The organism is Dyadobacter sp. 3J3 (genome assembly GCF_009801115.1).
Lineage (GTDB): Bacteria > Bacteroidota > Bacteroidia > Cytophagales > Spirosomataceae > Dyadobacter.
Genome location: NZ_VTOL01000009.1, coordinates 248,279 through 265,712 on the forward strand (window position 1 = coordinate 248,279; position 17,434 = coordinate 265,712).

At 39.8% G+C, this 17,434-nt stretch carries 15 protein-coding genes and 1 tRNA gene; 10 read left to right on the top strand and 6 right to left on the bottom strand.

All coding sequences use genetic code 11. The features are described from left to right. The first annotated feature begins 206 nt into the window (after positions 1 to 206). Positions 207 to 2,684, top strand: coding sequence for a hypothetical protein (locus FZF08_RS20445; RefSeq protein ID WP_159472441.1), 2,478 nt, complete (start codon positions 207 to 209; stop codon positions 2,682 to 2,684). 78 nt (positions 2,685 to 2,762) lie between these two features. Here the strand turns inward: FZF08_RS20445 and FZF08_RS20450 are convergent, their stop codons facing one another. From FZF08_RS20450 to FZF08_RS20460, 3 genes are all read right to left on the bottom strand, one after another. Then, on the bottom strand, positions 2,763 to 3,332 hold the full coding sequence (locus FZF08_RS20450) for a Uma2 family endonuclease (protein ID WP_159472446.1): 570 nt from the start codon (positions 3,330 to 3,332) through the stop codon (positions 2,763 to 2,765). Positions 3,333 to 3,386: 54 nt separating this feature from the next. Then, positions 3,387 to 4,244 carry a prephenate dehydrogenase gene (locus FZF08_RS20455; protein ID WP_159472450.1) on the bottom strand — a complete coding sequence of 286 codons (858 nt, stop codon included), beginning with the start codon at positions 4,242 to 4,244 and terminating at the stop codon, positions 3,387 to 3,389. A gap of 63 nt (positions 4,245 to 4,307) precedes the next feature. Continuing rightward, positions 4,308 to 5,465 carry a pyridoxal phosphate-dependent aminotransferase gene (locus FZF08_RS20460; protein ID WP_159472453.1) on the bottom strand — a complete coding sequence of 386 codons (1,158 nt, stop codon included), beginning with the start codon at positions 5,463 to 5,465 and terminating at the stop codon, positions 4,308 to 4,310. A gap of 315 nt (positions 5,466 to 5,780) precedes the next feature. Here FZF08_RS20460 and modA point away from each other — a divergent pair, with 315 nt between their 5' ends. The 5 genes from modA to FZF08_RS20485 all read left to right on the top strand — a co-directional run bounded on the left by modA (position 5,781) and on the right by FZF08_RS20485 (position 10,004). Continuing rightward, positions 5,781 to 6,533: a molybdate ABC transporter substrate-binding protein gene (modA, locus tag FZF08_RS20465; protein WP_159472456.1), complete on the top strand. Its 753-nt coding sequence runs from the start codon at positions 5,781 to 5,783 to the stop codon at positions 6,531 to 6,533. Positions 6,534 to 6,605: 72 nt separating this feature from the next. Further along, a complete protein-coding gene (gene modB / locus FZF08_RS20470; protein WP_159472475.1) occupies positions 6,606 to 7,271 on the top strand; it encodes a molybdate ABC transporter permease subunit in 666 nt (221 codons plus the stop codon). Then, a complete protein-coding gene (locus FZF08_RS20475) occupies positions 7,261 to 8,151 on the top strand; it encodes an ABC transporter ATP-binding protein (RefSeq protein ID WP_159472478.1) in 891 nt (296 codons plus the stop codon). The genes modB and FZF08_RS20475 overlap by 11 nt, the downstream gene beginning before the upstream one ends. Positions 8,152 to 8,238: 87 nt before the next feature. Next, a complete protein-coding gene (locus FZF08_RS20480) occupies positions 8,239 to 8,916 on the top strand; it encodes an SGNH/GDSL hydrolase family protein (RefSeq protein WP_159472481.1) in 678 nt (225 codons plus the stop codon). A 509-nt stretch (positions 8,917 to 9,425) separates the two neighbouring features. Continuing rightward, positions 9,426 to 10,004 carry a hypothetical protein gene (locus tag FZF08_RS20485; protein WP_159472484.1) on the top strand — a complete coding sequence of 193 codons (579 nt, stop codon included), beginning with the start codon at positions 9,426 to 9,428 and terminating at the stop codon, positions 10,002 to 10,004. Positions 10,005 to 10,054: 50 nt separating this feature from the next. Here the strand turns inward: FZF08_RS20485 and FZF08_RS20490 are convergent, their stop codons facing one another. The 3 genes from FZF08_RS20490 to hflX form a co-directional block, all read right to left on the bottom strand. Continuing rightward, complete coding sequence (locus tag FZF08_RS20490) at positions 10,055 to 10,771, bottom strand: hypothetical protein (RefSeq protein ID WP_159472487.1); 717 nt, start codon at positions 10,769 to 10,771, stop codon at positions 10,055 to 10,057. Between the two features lie 312 nt (positions 10,772 to 11,083). After that, positions 11,084 to 11,155 (bottom strand) — tRNA-Arg (locus FZF08_RS20495). A gap of 79 nt (positions 11,156 to 11,234) precedes the next feature. Then, the gene (hflX, locus tag FZF08_RS20500; RefSeq protein ID WP_159472490.1) at positions 11,235 to 12,485 is read right to left on the bottom strand and encodes a GTPase HflX; all 1,251 of its coding nucleotides are present in this window, start codon (positions 12,483 to 12,485) and stop codon (positions 11,235 to 11,237) included. 344 nt (positions 12,486 to 12,829) lie between these two features. Here hflX and FZF08_RS20505 point away from each other — a divergent pair, with 344 nt between their 5' ends. The 4 genes from FZF08_RS20505 to FZF08_RS20520 all read left to right on the top strand — a co-directional run bounded on the left by FZF08_RS20505 (position 12,830) and on the right by FZF08_RS20520 (position 17,393). Continuing rightward, complete coding sequence (locus FZF08_RS20505) at positions 12,830 to 14,215, top strand: MATE family efflux transporter (RefSeq protein WP_159472493.1); 1,386 nt, start codon at positions 12,830 to 12,832, stop codon at positions 14,213 to 14,215. 139 nt (positions 14,216 to 14,354) lie between these two features. Further along, a complete protein-coding gene (locus FZF08_RS20510) occupies positions 14,355 to 15,005 on the top strand; it encodes a Crp/Fnr family transcriptional regulator (protein WP_159472496.1) in 651 nt (216 codons plus the stop codon). A 70-nt stretch (positions 15,006 to 15,075) separates the two neighbouring features. Next, positions 15,076 to 15,870: a sulfite exporter TauE/SafE family protein gene (locus tag FZF08_RS20515; RefSeq protein WP_159472499.1), complete on the top strand. Its 795-nt coding sequence runs from the start codon at positions 15,076 to 15,078 to the stop codon at positions 15,868 to 15,870. A 140-nt stretch (positions 15,871 to 16,010) separates the two neighbouring features. Next, positions 16,011 to 17,393, top strand: coding sequence for a rhodanese-like domain-containing protein (locus FZF08_RS20520; protein WP_159472809.1), 1,383 nt, complete (start codon positions 16,011 to 16,013; stop codon positions 17,391 to 17,393). Positions 17,394 to 17,434: the final 41 nt, after the last annotated feature.

Consider the following 17,434-nt stretch of genomic DNA (forward strand, 5'->3'; position numbering starts at 1 on the left):
TTTCTATCAAAAAAATACTAAAACAAGATTCATATTTTACATCCCAAACATATATCAATACTTTTATATTTGCGCTCGTTAACAAAAATTTAACGTGCAAGGATAGATGTTCTTCATGACTATCATGAAAGAAAAGTCATATTTGTACGTATTATTGACATTATAATATCACATTTTCAAATACTTGTCGGCTTATTATTATCAAAATGAAAAATTTATTTTCCTGGCAACAAATCCGGCCGCATTTTTTTGCGGTGATAGGTTTTATGGTTTTGTCATTAATCTATGCATTTCCTGTGCTGGAAGGCAAAAAGCTGAATCAGCATGATGATGTACAGGCAAAAGCCGCTGCCCACGAGGTCGTAACGTATCATGAAAAAACCGGAGAATGGTCAAACTGGACCAATAGCATGTTCGCCGGGATGCCTGCCTATATGATCGCAGGGGATTATCCGACCAGTATTTCCACAAAAATGGGACAGATTGTTAATAAAATCTTACCTGCACCTGCCAATTATTTCCTGATCGGATGTGTAAGTGCTTATATTCTTTTTCTCGTTTCAGGCGCCGGTATATGGCTTTCTGTCTTTGGTGCCATTGCTTTTGGTTTTGCAGCCTGGAATCTGGTAAGCCTGGAAGCCGGGCACGTTTCCAAAATGCTGGCCATTTATTATGCTCCCGGTGTTCTGGCCGGCGTAATATTGGCATTCCGAAAAAACTGGCTGGCAGGAGCCGCTGTTACAGCACTATTTTTATCTTTGGAACTTTACGCCAATCACGTTCAGATAACCTATTATCTGGGAATTGGAATTATCGTTTTGGTGATCATTGAAAGTTTACCCTATCTGAAAAACGGACAGATTAAAAAACTTGCTTTTATTCTTATCGGCCTCGCCTTTGCAGCTACTGTATCGGTCGGAACGCACACCACAAGACTTTGGAACGCATATGATTACACCAAAGAAACGATTCGCGGCAAACCGGAACTGAGTGTTTCCAATGGAGCAAAAACGAACGACAAACAAGATGGTTTAGACAAGGAATATGCATTTTCTTATAGTTACGGTATTGGAGAAACGTTAACTTTCCTGATTCCAAATGCTTACGGTGGTTCTAATCCAGGAGCATTGTCCAATAGTTCCGAAACTTATAAAGTATTTGTCAACAGAGGATTGGATGCTGCAACTGCCAGCAATGTTGTGAAGCAATTGCCTTTATATTGGGGAGATCAACCTATTGTAAGCGGCCCGGTGTATGCAGGAGCCATCATTCTTTTTCTGTTTATTTTAGGATTATTTATAGTTAAAAGTCCTTTGAAAAACTGGGCAGCTGGTGTGATTGTGCTTTATATTTTCTGGGCCTGGGGAAAGAATTTTGCAGCATTTAATTATCTTTTCTACGACTATTTCCCAATGTTTAACAAGTTCAGGGCCGTTACGATGGTACTCGCGCTTGTGCAGCTTTTAATGGTTTTTGTTGCCGTTCTGGCCTTGAATACCATAGCTAAAAAAGAGATTTCCTGGAAAGATTTACAAAAACCTTTTTTAATAAGTTTGGGTATAACCGGCGGTCTTTCCTTGATTCTGGCTTTGATGCCGACTGTATTTTTTAGTTTTCAGGGGCTCAATGATGCAGCGGTAGCCAACGAGTACTCTCAAATGACGAAAGACCCGGCTTTTGGCCAACAGATTGTTAATGCAATTGTTCAGGACCGAGCCGGATTAATGCGCTCAGATGCTTTCCGCAGTTTATTTTTCATTCTGGCAACGGCCGGATTAATCTGGCTTTGGATGAAAGATAAAATTAAAACGGCTTTGCTATATCCGATTTTGATTCTGCTGATGATCATTGACATGTTTGGTATTGATAAAAGGTATTTGAACAATGCTGACTTTATAGGTAAAAGTGCGTCTTTGGCTGCGCTTGCTCCAAGTCCGGCCGATGAAAAAATCATGACCGACACCGATCCCGATTTCAAGGTTTATGATCTTTCAACTTCTCCATTCCAAAGTGCAGAAGCATCCTATTTCCACAAATCACTAGGGGGATATCATGGAGCAAAACTGAGACGTTACCAGGAATTGTATGAGCATCAGATGAACAAACAAAATCCTAATTTCGGTATTTTCAATATGTTGAATACCAAGTATTTTATCACGGCTGACCAACAAGGAAATAAAGTAGCGCAGCAAAATCCTGATGCATTTGGACATGCGTGGTTTGTACAAGAATACAAAATTGTCCCTAACGCGGATGCAGAAATGGCCGCTCTGGATTCCTTAAAACCAAAACAAACGGCGGTTGTTGACCAACGTTTTGCTGATAAATTAAAGGGATTAACACTTCAGGCAGATTCAACCGACAAGATCAGTCTGATCACATACAAACCAAACGAATTGATTTACGAAAGCAATTCAAAAAGCGAAGGTCTGGCTATATTCTCGGAAATATATTACAATGTTCGTGACGAATGGAAAGTAACAATTGATGGAAAACCTGCCGATATGCTTCGTGCGGATTATGTTCTGAGAGCGCTCAGAGTTCCTGCGGGAAAACATTCGATTACATTCAAATTTGAACCTATCTCTGTTGCTACCGGAAAAACCGTTGACTTAATCAGCTCGCTGTTATTGGTAGGTTTGATCGTTGGGGCTGTTTTTGTTGAGGTTAGAAAGAAGAGTTAAAAAGCATAATTAATTGATAAATAAAAAACGTCCGGCGGAATTGATCTGCCGGACGTTTTTGTTTATAAGGTTAGAATCTCAAAAATTGGTTTCTACAATTAATCCAGGCAGTAAATCTTCTCCGCTTAATTGAACGGGAATATCCTCCATAATTTCAACAGAACCATCCTTTCGATAGATATACGCTTTTCTGCCAATACGATCAATTAACCAGCCAAGACTACATCCATTCTCGTGGTATTCTTTCATTTTATTTTGGAGGTCATTAAGGTCGTCACTTAGTGATCGTACTTCCAATACAAAATCCGGACAAATTGGTGCAAACTTTTTTCGTTCAGTTTCCAATAGCGACTCCCATTTACTTTTAGAAATCCATGAAAGATCGGGTGATCTAACGGCTCCATTTGGTAACGTAAACCCTGATGAAGAATCAAAAACGTATCCTAATTTGCTCCTTCTGTTCCAGATACCCAGTTCTAATCCAAATTCAAAATTATAATTTCCTGTATCCGATCCTGTGGGTGCCATAACTATTATATTACCGTCTTTGTCTCGCTCCATGAAAAGCTGGGAATTAGCCTGACAAAGATCAAAGAACATATCTCCGGTAAGACCGGCCACCGGACGTATAATTAACGGTAGTTCCATGCGATTACTTTGCTAGTGATTACGAAATATAACAAATTTCAGTCATCAGATCGTTTACTTTTTCTCAATCCCGCTCAAAATCCGACCAATATCATTTGCTTTCGACATAAAATCAAGGCTTGTTGTTAGGTCCTTACTGTCAATGGCTTCCTTGAATTTTTTCAAAAATTCGATATAATCCCCCAGTGCTTTTGAAACATTGGTTTTATTCTGGTCAAAAATAGGTGCCCACATTTGCGGTGAACTTTTAGCCAGACGCACGGTAGATGAAAATCCGGTACTGGCCATGTCGAAAATTGCCTTTTCATCACGTTCTTTTTCCAAAACGGTCAATCCCAAAGCAAAAGAACTAATGTGGCTTAAATGCGAAACATAGGCCAGGTGTAGGTCGTGTTCTACGGGCGTCATGTAGTGAATTTTCATTCCAACATCGCGCAGAAAAGTATCTACGAGTGTTAAAGAATCAGGATCACTTTTTTCTTTGTCGCAGATAATAACGTTTTTCCCCGGCAACAATTCTTTAAATGCAGCTCCCGGACCTGAATTTTCCGTTCCAGCCATTGGATGAACGGCAACAAATTGCGCACGTTTTGGATGTTGATCAGCGATTCTGCAAATCATTTCTTTTGTGGAGCCCAAATCCATAACCGTCCGGCCTTCCGGAAGCATCTCAAGCAATTTTGGCAAAAGAGCAACAATTGCATCGACAGGTGTTGCCAAAACATTTAATTCTGAAACCTGCAAAGCTTCTTCCAATGTCATGATTTCGTCAACAATTCCTTTGGCAAGAGCAATTTTTTGGTTAACCAAAGACTTGTCTACGCCAACAAATTTTATATGCGGGTATTTCTCCCGAAGCGTTAACGCGAATGAGCCGCCAAGCAGGCCAACTCCTATTATACTGATTATCATATATATTGAAATATTCGGATTAGAAAGTTCTCTAATCCGAAATAAGATTTTATGTTAAGAAAATTAATTTTTAAGCCGCTCCACTGCTTCCCAGATCCGCTCTTTTGGCATACAAAGAGAAAGCCTGATATAACGCTGTCCTTTGGGGCCGAAAATAAATCCAGGCGCTATGAAAACATGTTTTTCAATCAGCAATTCGTTTACCAGCTTTTCAGCAGATTCGACCGAATCAGGTAATTTCCCCCATAAAAACATACCTTCTTGTTTTTTATCCCAGGTACAGCCAACAGCGTTTAAAAACGCCTCAGAAGCCTCCAGTCGTCCTTGATAAACAGCATTTCTTTGGTTATGCCATTCCTGAGGATTTCCAAGCGCAGCTACTGCCGCTTCCTGCAAAGCCCAGAACATACCAGAATCGACGTTGCTTTTTATGGTAAGGACCGCATCAATATAAGGTTTTGCACCGGCAAGCCAGCCCAATCGCCATCCCGCCATATTATGCGATTTACTCATAGAATTAAGTTCTATGGCAACGTCTTTGGCCCCTTCAATCGACAATAAACTAATCGGTTCTTTTTTGTTCAAAACCAGACTATACGGATTATCGTGACAAAGCAGGATTTTGTGTTTTTTGGCAAAAGCTACTGCGGCTTCAAATAATTCTTTCGTTGCTGGTGCTCCCGTTGGCATATGCGGATAATTCAACCACATTAATTTCGTCCGGGATGAAACCAGACTTTCCATCACCTCCCAATCCGGTTGCCATCCGTGATCTTCGCGCAATGGATATTCTTTTACCTTCGCTCCTACCATTTGGCTCACGGCGCGGTAAGCCGGGTAACCCAGTTCGGGTACCAGCACTTCATCATCAGGATCAAGAAAAGTTAATGAAATATGCGTTATTCCCTCTTTCGATCCAATTAATGGTAATATTTCAGAAGCCGGATTTAGTGTAACATCATAGGTTCTTTGATAATAATCTGCAATTGCATTCCGAAAAGCCACTGTTCCTACATACGGTTGATAACCATGTGCCTGAGGCTTTAAAGCTGCCTCTGAAAGTGTTGTAAGTGTTTGCTCAGAAGGCATCATGTCCGGATTTCCAATCCCAAGATTGATCACGTCATGTCCTTCGGCTACCAGTTTTCTTACTTCGGCCAGCTTTACTGAAAAGTAATACTCGGACGTTTGCCGGGTGCGCTGGGCAGTTTCTATTATCATTGTTTTAACACATTAATTATAATTCCGGCTAAGCCGGTCAAAATGGGACGCAATTTACGACTTTAACCGCAATAGGCGCAATGGTTTACGCAATGGACACAAAGTTTCCATCACAAAGCCGTGAAAGGGCACCATATTTTAGGATAGGCAACGCCCTATCGATGCGACCACGTGCTGAATATGCGGAATCATGGAATCGAGGAATCCTCGGAGTCATAGGGCGATGCCCCATGCTAAGGTATGACGCCCTTTCAGGGCTAAATTGAATCCAAACATTTTTTGTATCAATACGCCTTAATCCATTAATTTAGCAAAATGAACATAAAGCGTATTTTATTCCCGGTTTTGATTTTTCTGAGTGGTTGTTCCAAGCCATCGGAAAAAATTATTGTGGCCACAGCAGCCAACGTGCAGTATGTCATGAAGGAATTAAAAACGGAATTTGAAAAAGAGACTGGTAAAAAAGTAGAGATAGTAGTAAGCTCATCAGGAAAATTAACGGCTCAAATCCGGGAAGGTGCGCCATTTGACGTTTTTGTTTCTGCGGATGCCAAATATCCTGAAGAAATATTCAACAAAGGCGGATCGGATGAAAAACCAAAAATTTACGCTTATGGCACATTGGCTTTATGGTCGCTTTCGATTCCTGCAAATGAGTTAAACTTAAAAGTATTAACTACTGATAAGGTGAAGAAAATTGCAGTTCCAAACCCTAAAATGGCACCATACGGTGAAGCTGCCGAACAAGCATTACAAAAAGAAAATTTATTAGAGCCATTAAAAAGTAAAATCGTATACGGAGAAAGTATAGCACAAGCCGCTCAATACATTACCACAGGATCCGTTGAAGCAGGTTTTACAGCATTATCTGTAATCTTAGCCCCGGAAATGAAAGGAAAAGGTTACTACACAATCATCGATTCCACATCATACAAACCGATTGCACAAGCAGCTTTGCTACTCCGCCACAGCGATAATTCTCCAAAAAAAGAAACAAGTCAGAAGTTTTACGATTTTTTATTTTCCACAAAAGCCAAAGCCATTTTCAAAAAATACGGTTACAAATAAAATCAGATAATCCCATTACGAGCCACCATTCACTCATTCTATCATTCACTCATTCACTCATTCAAAATTAAAATGGACTGGCAACCACTTTGGCTAACATTCAAGCTCGCAATTATTACCTCCTGCATCTTGTTTGTGTTGGCGCTTCCTTTGGCTTACTGGCTTGCTTATACAAAATTTAAAGGAAAGGGAATCATGGAAGCGATTATTGGAATGCCGCTTGTGTTGCCACCGTCAGTTCTCGGCTTTTATTTATTATTGGCTTTCAGTCCATCGCACTGGTTTGGGGCATGGATTGAAAAAATGTTTGGACTCCGGCTGGTTTTTTCATTCACAGGCCTCGTTATAGGTTCAGTCATTTACAGTTTGCCCTTTATGGTTTACCCATTACGGGCAGGCTTGCAATCACTTCCTGTTTCATTGAGAGAAGCTTCTTTCACTTTGGGAAAAGGGCGATGGGAAACATTTTATAAAATTTTATTACCAAACTGTAAATCAGCTATCTTAACATCGTTTGTACTCACATTTGCGCACACAATTGGAGAGTTTGGTGTGGTTCTGATGATAGGCGGCAATATTCCTGGTGTAACCAAGGTTGCATCCGTTGCCATTTATAATGAAGTGGAAGCCTTGAATTATGAGGTTGCAAATCAATATGCTTTGATACTTTTCGCCATAACTTTTTTCATACTACTGCTGGTATATTCCGTAAATAACCGATTCCTGCGTGTCCGATAAACTTCTTGATATTTCTATACGGCATTCGTTGCAAACTGCTCATGGAATTCTTCCTATGGAGATTTCCATGCGGGCAGAAAAAGGAAGTATTATAGCCATAACAGGCCCATCAGGTGCAGGAAAAACAACATTACTCAGGCAAATAGCAGGATTGGTTTCACCAGATTCCGGGCAAATTAAATTCGGAAGTGATACCTGGCTCGATACTGACCATGGAACTTTTCAGTCTCCACAGCTTCGAAATATTGGTTTCGTTTTCCAGGACTATGCCCTTTTCCCACATTTAACGGTTAAAGAAAATTTACTTTTTGCGTTAAAAAAAGGAGAAAATCCTGCAATTGTAACAGAGCTTTTAGCTTCTGTTGAACTGATCCAACTGGCAGACAGAAAACCTCATCAACTTTCCGGTGGACAACAACAACGGGTAGCACTGGCAAGAGCGCTTGTTCGCCAACCTGATTTACTTTTACTTGATGAACCGCTTTCTTCGTTAGACCATACCATGCGTCTGCGATTGCAGGATTATTTATTAAAACTGCAAAAACAGCAAGGTTTTACCATGTTAATTGTGTCACATGATCTTGGGGAAATATTCCGGTTAGCCAATCAGGTGTTCGTTTTGGAAAATGGAAAAATCACAAAACAGGGAACTCCATCAGAAGTTTATATTCCCGAAAATAATAACAACGAAGAACTCGCGATTTACGGCGAAGTACTCAGCTGTACTGAACACAGCGATCATTTGATTATCAGCGCACTTATTCAGCAATCTGTCAGAAACTTACGCGTTCCAACTCACTGGCTATCCAAAATGTCGCCGGGACAATCTTTTGTTTTACGCTATTCTATGGAAATTCCTCAGATAGAACTGATCAATTAATTTAAAATCTTGCCGTGACACCGTCACAGAATTAGGGTAATTTTAGTCACCACTCGTCTTTTCCTTCAAACCTAATCATATAACCTCATGCGAATTCTATTTCGATTTTTACAAATTGCTCTCGTCGCATTCCCTCTTTTAGCGATGAAGCAGGATAAACCTTTACGCGTTATATTCTTTGGCGATTCCATCACACAAGCTGGTGTTGGCCCAAAAGGATATATAACGATGATGACAGAAACGCTTAAAACCAACAATCAAAGCAATCAGTTTGAGCTGATGGGTGCCGGAATTGGCGGCAATAAAATATATGACCTTTATCTCCGGATTGAGGATGATGTTTTGACAAAAAAACCGGATGTAGTTTTTGTTTATATCGGAATCAATGATGTTTGGCACAAAAGCTCCTCGGGCACAGGAACTGATCCTGACAAGTATGTGAAGTTTTACGAAGCGATCATCAAGAAACTGAAAGCGCAGAATATCCGTATCATTCTATGTACACCAACTGTAATCGGTGAGAAAAATGACAATTCCAATATGCAGGACGGGGATTTGAATCAATATTCAAAAATAATTCGTGATATCGCATCCAGAAATAATCTTCAGCTATGTGATCTTCGGAAATACTTCCAGGATTATCTGACTCAGAATAATCCTGAGAATAAAGAAAAAGATATACTTACCACCGACCGGGTTCATTTGAACGAAACCGGAAATAAGTTCCTGGCTGAAAAAATGATGGAGGCTTTATTGAAAAAATAGGGCATAAAAATTGTTTGTAAATGTTTATAAACAAAGACGTCAATCCAGGTTGACGTCTTTGTTTATCTCCACATTTAAATCTTTTATTACGCTACAATTTGTTAGTATTAGTGTATCTATTGTACATCATAGCGAACCAAAAATCTTCTATTGCGCACCGTACATTTATACTTAAACTTTCGTAAGGTCTATTTTTAACGTTGGTGACCGCGACGGAAATATAGTACAATCACATTATCCACGTGTTACCAAAATATTTATTTCTGGGTAGCAATTTGGTATCAAATTAGATGTTTAATAGCTATATTTTGTTAAATTGAAGCTGAACTACTAATATCTTTCTATTGATATACAATATGTATAAGAAAAACTCCCATTTACTGGAACCTAGCGATGAAGATATGACAGTATGGCGCTATATGGGTTTAGAAAAGTTTATTGCTTTACTCTCAACTTCTAAACTCTTTTTTTGTGCCGCCGATAAATTTGATGACCCTTCGGAATGAACGTTGCCTGACAAGAATATCGATGAACTAAAACAGCAAGGGTATGACACTGAAAATCGTTTGATTTACAAAGAGTTTTATTCTCGAAGACAAATGACAGCGATTAGCTGCTGGCATGGAAACAAAGGTGAATCCGATGGGATGAGAAAGCTTTATTCAGATAATGTTTTTGGAATTGCAGTTCAATCAACTTACAGAAAATTAAAAGAATCTGATACATCTCCTTTGGATGTTACTTTTGCAAAAGTAGAGTATCTCGATTATGAAAATGACTACATTGATCCAAGTAAAAGTGATAGAATGTACGCATCAAAAAAACAGAGTTACTCGCATGAGCAAGAAATACGTGGACTCATTTTTACGACAAATCAAAAAACTTGTGATGACATAAAAAAAAACGGAGGCATATTGGTTGAAGTTGATTTAAATAAACTAGTTACAAAGATTATTGTAGCACCGCAAGCTCCGAGTTGGTATCTTCCTACGATTGTAGAATTGATAGGTAAATATAATTTTACATTTAACTGCGAGCAATCCAAACTATATAAAATTCCATTTGGATTCAATGGTTTTGCACCATAAAAATACTAGTATAATTTCCTAAATATCAGGAGCAAACTATTTTTCCATATCTATCTACGTAAACCAACAGTAGCGATATACTCGCGACATAATTCCTTAACTTTTGCATAAATAGAAATGTCCTTCACTGCATTTTGAATTCTATCAAAAGCTAAGTAACTAGCAAATGATTGAATATAAATCTCGCTTAAGCCTTCATTCGGAAACAAGGATTTATCTGTCAATTTACTAATCATTGAAGTAATTAAAATCACGAAATACATAGCATAGATATAAATCTTTGTCCTTTTTTGGCTATGAAGTTTCATGCCAACCTCTATGTACTCCTTGTTAAACCTATTAAATGGATAAATTCTGTAAACCTTATTACCAATTGTTGTGAGCAAAATCGCGGAAAGAGTCAATCCAAGATATAACAACAAGTTAAGATTAGAACCATGTCCAAAAAAATTCAATATTAATTCTATCAATATGAATGCTGAGCCGACAATCAAGGTCTGACTTAACAGCCACGTCACAACTGGAAAAAAAATTGGAGCAGCAATTAATACCACAAAAGCGGGAACCCAAAGTAATTGATATACAGGGCGCAATAGTTTTAAGTGCTGTATTGGCGCTAACATGAGTAGTAAACAAATATAAAATACTGGATAAGCGGCCCAATGATGAGACTCACCTAAGATTACGTATATTACTACTAGCGATGAAAAAAATGCCATTCCCCATTCAAATTTATCCACTCTAGCGAGTGTACGCTTAGTTAGCATCCAAGCCAGTTTAAACCTTTTTTGCAAGATCATATGATTACATGTTGTCGTGCTAGATTTATTTAATACGATATATAAATATACTACATGTAAAACTAGCAGAAAAGCATCAGTTTCTGCCGGTGCTTTCTCACAATCTATTCCTTGGTCTGTGTCCTCACAGACCTAATGAAACATACCTATTGAGTCCCTCCGTTTAAAAGATACAATTACAAGATATCACTTCCTCGCCGAGCCACATTTTTTACTCAAAATACCATTTACCAAAAAAAACAAAAAAAGCCACCCCAAAAAAATTGAGGCGGCTTAAAGTGACCGCGACGGGAATCGAACCCATATCTAGAGTTTAGGAAACTCCTATTCTATCCGTTGAACTACGCAGTCAAAACAAATTGGTATCCATATTCCTATGAATACCAATCGGGGTGCAAAAGTGGAAAAATTCCGATTCAATTACAAGTGATTATTCTTCTGATTGTACAGGTGAATATCCCAAATCAAGCCAGTTTGGATAAATAGCGAAGTGTTTTGATTTTACCGAGGCAAATAAAGTATTACGCAGCTCTTCCATATTTTCTTTTTTAGCCGCAGAAATAAATACCACCTGGTCTGCTTTATGCGCCAGATAGCTTTTTTTCAACTGATCCAAAACGCTTTCTGTGGAAGCTTCTTCGGGAACGATATTTCCATCGTCATCCCATTCTTCCGCTTTTGGAGCTGGTTTATATAAATCAATTTTGTTGAAAACAAGAATTGTCTTTTTATCCGCCGCTCCTATTTCAACCAGTGTATTGTTTACAACTTCCAGATGTTCTTCATAAGATTCATGCGAAATATCAACAACGTGTACCAAAATATCAGCCTCGCGAACTTCATCCAAAGTAGATTTAAATGATTCGATCAGCGTCGTTGGCAATTTCCTGATAAACCCAACAGTATCGGTCAGCAGGAACGGAATGTTTTCCATATTCACTTTCCGAACCGTAGAATCTACCGTTGCAAAAAGTTTATTTTCAGCAAAAACATCAGATTTGGACAGTGCCTGCATCAGCGTAGATTTCCCTACGTTGGTATATCCAACAATTGCAACGCGCACCAGGCGATCACGTTCCTTGCGTCTTGTCATACTCTGACGGTCCACTTTTTCAAGCTTTTCCTGCAAAAACGCAATTCTGTCTTTTACAATACGTCTATCCGTTTCAAGTTCCGTTTCCCCGGGGCCACGCATACCTACACCAGCGCCGGACTGGCGGCTTAAGTGGGTCCAAAGCCGGGTCAGTCGTGGATACATATATTGGTACTGTGCAAGTTCTACCTGCAATTTCGACTGTGCCGTTTTAGCACGCATCGCAAAAATATCCAGGATCAGAAGACTTCTGTCAAGTACTTTTATATCTTTAAAAACAACTTCAAGGTTACGCACTTGCGAAGGTGAAAGATCATCATCAAAAATGACCATATCCACCGGATTTGCAGTAATGAAGGTATTTATTTCTTCAAGTTTTCCTTTTCCTACATAGGTCTTAATATCAGCTCTTTCCAAATTCTGTGTGAATTTATGGAGCGTTTTCACACCCAGCGTTGCAGCCAGAAAATCCAGCTCTTCCAGGTATTCCTTTGTTTTTGCAGTGGTTTGTTTTTGTGTACTTACAGCTACCAGCACTGCTGTTTCCTGCGCAACGGCAGTAGAAAATAATTTACTTTTATCAATCATTCAGGATCATTTTTTTGTTCAGGCTTTTACACATTCCTGAGTTGACCCAGTGGCAAAAGCATCCCTTTTTTAACAGAAAGGGTAAATTGAGAACGGATTATAAACTTCAAAAGTTCAGGTTCAAACGGCATGAAGTTACGACTTCCACCAATAGTATTCCAGTTTTTTATTTGAATATTCAAAAAACAGTTTTGTATCTTTGTCAAAATAGCTCTAAGCCTATGTTGGTCGTCGTCTTCGGTTCATTGTAACCAAACTGTATTTTTTGGTCCTTCTCACAGGATTGTTCAGCTGCGTTTCTGAAACGCAGGTATCTTATTATTAATCTGAATTTCTCTTCTCAAATGAAAAAGTGGCTACAACTGCTTCGTCAGGCCCTGAGCGGCTCCGAAGAAAGTTTTACTGATGGCAGCATCAACCGGGCGATTTTCCTTCTTTCTGTCCCTATGATCATGGAAATGGTCATGGAATCCCTTTTTGCTGTTGTCGATATATTTTTTGTCTCCAAAGTAAGTATTGAAGCAGTTGCGACAGTCGGACTTACCGAATCGGTTATCACACTGGTTTACTCTGTGGCGATTGGATTAAGTACCGCCGCAACCGCCACCATCGCACGACGTATAGGCGAAGGGAACACGACGCAGGCGCGTGTTGCCATCGGACAGGTTATCTTAATTTCACTTGCCATTTCCTTGCCCATCGCCCTTGCAGGTTTTCTGTTTGCCGGTGATGTATTAAGCATTATGGGTGCGGATCCGAAAGTGATAGAAACCGGGACGATTTTCGCCCAAATCCAGTTTCTCAGTGCTCCGGTAGTAATTTTATTATACTCATTAAGTGGTGCATTACGTGGTGCCGGTGCGGCTGCGACAGCGATGCGCTCATTGATCATCGCAAATGTCTTAAATATGATCCTGGGCCCGACGTTGATTTTTGGCTTTGGATTTATTCCGGCTTTCGGTGTAACAGGCGCGGCAATTGCTACGGCTTTGGGCCGTTCGATTGGTGTGGGTTATCAACTATATTCATTAACCCGTGTTAATAAAGCTCTGGCATTTGTCTGGGCGGATTTGAAACCGCACAAAGAAACGATCGTAAGTATGGTAAAAGTTGCCGCTGGCGGAACCGGACAGTTTTTAGTATCCTCCGCAAGCTGGATTTTCCTCACCAGAATTTTGGCAGAATTTGGCAGCGATGTTGTAGCGGGTTATACCATTGCAATTCGTGTGATCATGTTTACACTCCTTCCTGCATGGGGTTTGGCAAATGCTGCGGCAACTTTGGTTGGACAAAACCTGGGTGCCGGAAAACCGGAACGCGCAGAAATCTCAGTATGGAAATGTGCTTCTTACAATTTATTTTTCCTGCTCGGACTTTCCATTTTAATGTTTGTAGGAGCTGAAAGCATCATCGGCTGGTTCAGTCCGAATGTTGAAGTGATCCACACCGGAAAATTAGCTTTACGGGTTTTGTGTCTTGGTTATGGTTTTTATGCATACAGTATGGTAATCATTCAGTCGCTGAATGGTGCAGGAGATACCAAAACGCCAACCGTTTTAAACCTGATCTGTTTCTGGCTTCTCGAAATTCCATTGGCTTATGTATTGGCAATTTTCTTTGCACTTGGCCCCATTGGTGTTTTTATTTCAGTACCCGTAGCAGAGTCAATTCTGGCATTGCTGGGAATATGGAGGTTTAGACTGGGAAAATGGAAAACAGTAAAGGTGTAGCTATCGGCTTTCAGATGATTAACCTGAACCAGATCCCGAATCATTCAGTTGACTACATAGCTGATTTTGGTCATTGAGTTTCTGCGCAAACCATCTGAAAGCTGATTGCCGACTGCCAAAGTATTTAACAATAATATTTATGTCCACTGACTCTTCAAAAATTCGTCAATATATTGAAACGCATTTTCCTTTTTTCGAAGCGGGTTTAAAAGATAAAATTGAAGAAGTTGCCATTTTGAAAAATTTTCAAGCCGGAGAATTGATTATGCGCCAGGGACAATATTTCAAACATACCGTACTGATAGCAGCAGGTCTTATCAAACTTTACCGCGAAGGTGACGACGGCGAAGAAGTTTTCATCTATCATTTAAATCCCGGACAGGCTTGTGCTTTATCCATCATTTGCGCGGCAAAACAGGAAACAAGCCAGGTTTTAGGAAAAGCAGTGGAAGACACTGTAGCAATTTTGATACCTGTTCCTGTCATTGACGAACTGATGAAAAATTATAAAAGCTGGTATTACTTCGTTCTTGAAAATTACCGCGACCGGTTTGACGAACTTCTGCTCATGCTCGACCACGTGATATTCAAAGGCATGGACCAACGTCTTGAATTTTATCTTGAAAATCAGGTCAAACAAAAAGGGAATAACCAATTAAGTATCACCCATCAGGAAATTGCCCAGGATTTAAATTCTTCACGCGAAGTGATTTCCCGGTTGTTGAAGAAAATGGAAATCGACAAAAAAGTAATCCTCAACAGAAATTACATTGAATGGCTAAATTTATAAGCCAGGGTGACAATTGTCACAGACTTACCTTTTTTCTCTGCCGAAATTTGTCAAAATCATTGTAATAAAAATGGAGATTATTGGCTATCTGGCATCTGTTTTAGCAGGCTTATCATTAGGATTAATCGGAGGAGGCGGATCCATTTTAACCGTACCTATATTGGTTTATCTATTTTCTGTCAGTCCGCTCAGCGCGACTGAATATTCCCTGTTTATCGTTGGCATTACAAGCCTGATAGGCGTCATTCCTCTTTACAGGGAAAGATCGATTGATTTCAGGATGGCTTTGCTTTTTGGTATCCCTTCGGCTTTGGCAGTAATATTTGCCAGAAAAGTGATTTTGCCGGCCATTCCCGAAGAAATCATTCTGTTTGATTCAGTCATCATATTAAGAAGGTTGATGATTATGTTGTTTTTTGCAACGGTGATGATCGCCGCTTCTTTATTTATGATCACGAGAAAGGAAAAAGTCGAGAAAAACTTAAAAATTGAGCCAAAGAGAAATTTGGGTTTAATTTTCGGTGAGGCAATTTCCGTTGGCACAATCTCGGGAATTTCCGGTGCGGGAGGCGGTTTTTTGATTATTCCTTTGCTGACCATACTCAATAAAGTACCCATGAAAAAAGCCATAGGTACTTCCCTGCTCATCATTGGTGTTCAATCGATGATCGGTTTCTTCGCAGGATTGCCTGCGGCTAATCCGGACTGGCATCTGCTGTTAAAAATCACAGCATTATCGGTTTCAGGTTTTTTTGCGGGAAACTACTTTTCAACCAAATTTTCAGCCGGAGCGTTAAAAAACACCTTTGGCTGGTTTGTGCTTTGTATAGGAATTTATATTATCCTGAGAGAGTTAGCATTTTGATCTGGTAAGCTTCCGAAAAAAATTAAATTCAATGTGACTAATATCACCAACTACTATCAACTTTTATTCGAATTTTGAGTATTGGTTCATACAAACCGACAGAAATCATTCAGTGTTTCTGCAAAAAATAAATGATTATGATGAAGATCGAACAAATATATACCGGCTGTCTGGCACAGGGAGCCTATTTTATCTCTTCCAATGGTGAAGCCGCTGTGATTGATCCTTTGCGTGAGGTAGCGCCATACATTGAAAAAGCTGCGAAGTCGAATTTGAAGATCAAATACGTTTTTGAAACGCATTTCCATGCTGATTTTGTTTCTGGACATATTGATCTGGCTGAAAAAACGGGAGCAGAAATTGTCTATGGACCAAAAGCAAAAACCGGTTTCAAAGCGCATATTGCTACGGATGGTGAAGTTTTTAAACTGGGTGATATTTCAATAAAAGTGCTTCACACGCCAGGTCATACCATGGAATCTGCCTGTTATTTATTATCGGATCAAAATGGAAAAGAAATTGCGCTTTTCAGTGGTGATACCCTTTTCATCGGTGATGTTGGACGCCCTGATCTTGCGCAAAACGGAGAAATTACCCAGGATGATCTGGCCGGAATTCTGTTTGATAGTTTGCGCACAAAAATCATGACGTTGCCTGATGACCTGACCGTCTATCCGGCGCATGGTGCAGGCTCAGCTTGTGGAAAAAGTATGAGCAAAGAAACGAGCGATTCTTTGGGCAATCAGAAAAAATTCAATTATGCGCTTCGTGCGGATATGACGAAAGAGGAATTTATTAAAGAAGTGACAACCGGGTTGACCGAGCCGCCGCAATATTTTCCTGAAAATGTGAAAATGAATCGTGATGGTTATGAAAGTATCGATGATGTGTTGGAGCGCGGTGATCACGCTTTATCTCCGGATGCTTTTGAAACCAAGGCAAACCAAACCAGTGCTTTAATTTTAGATACCCGAAAGGCAGATGATTTTGCCAAAGGTTTTATTCCAAATTCAATCAACATCGGTATTGACGGCGGTTTTGCTCCATGGGTTGGCGCGCTTATCCCGGATTTGAAACAAAATATTTTGCTGGTGACAGATCCCGGACGCGAAGAGGAAGTGGTGACTCGTCTGGCCAGAGTTGGATATGATTATGCCATTGGCTATCTGAATGGCGGATTTGATGTCTGGAAAAAATCAGGAAAAGAAATTGATATGGTGACTTCTCTGCCAGCGCAGGAATTTGCTGAACGGTATAACGAAGGCGAAATCAAAGTTATTGATGTCAGAAAACCGGATGAATTTGAAGCCGGGCATGTGGATGGTGCCGAAAATATTCCTTTGGATACCATTAACGAAAGTATGACTGCCTTATCAAAAAATGAAACGCTTTATGTGCATTGTGCAGGTGGTTACCGCTCCATGATCGCTGCGTCTATTTTAAAATCGAGAGGTTTTGATGATGTTGTTAATATTGAAGGTGGTTATGGTGCTATTCAGAAGACGGAAGTGATTGTGAATTAGTTTTGACATTATTGAATCTCAACTAATTCGTAGCCAGAACA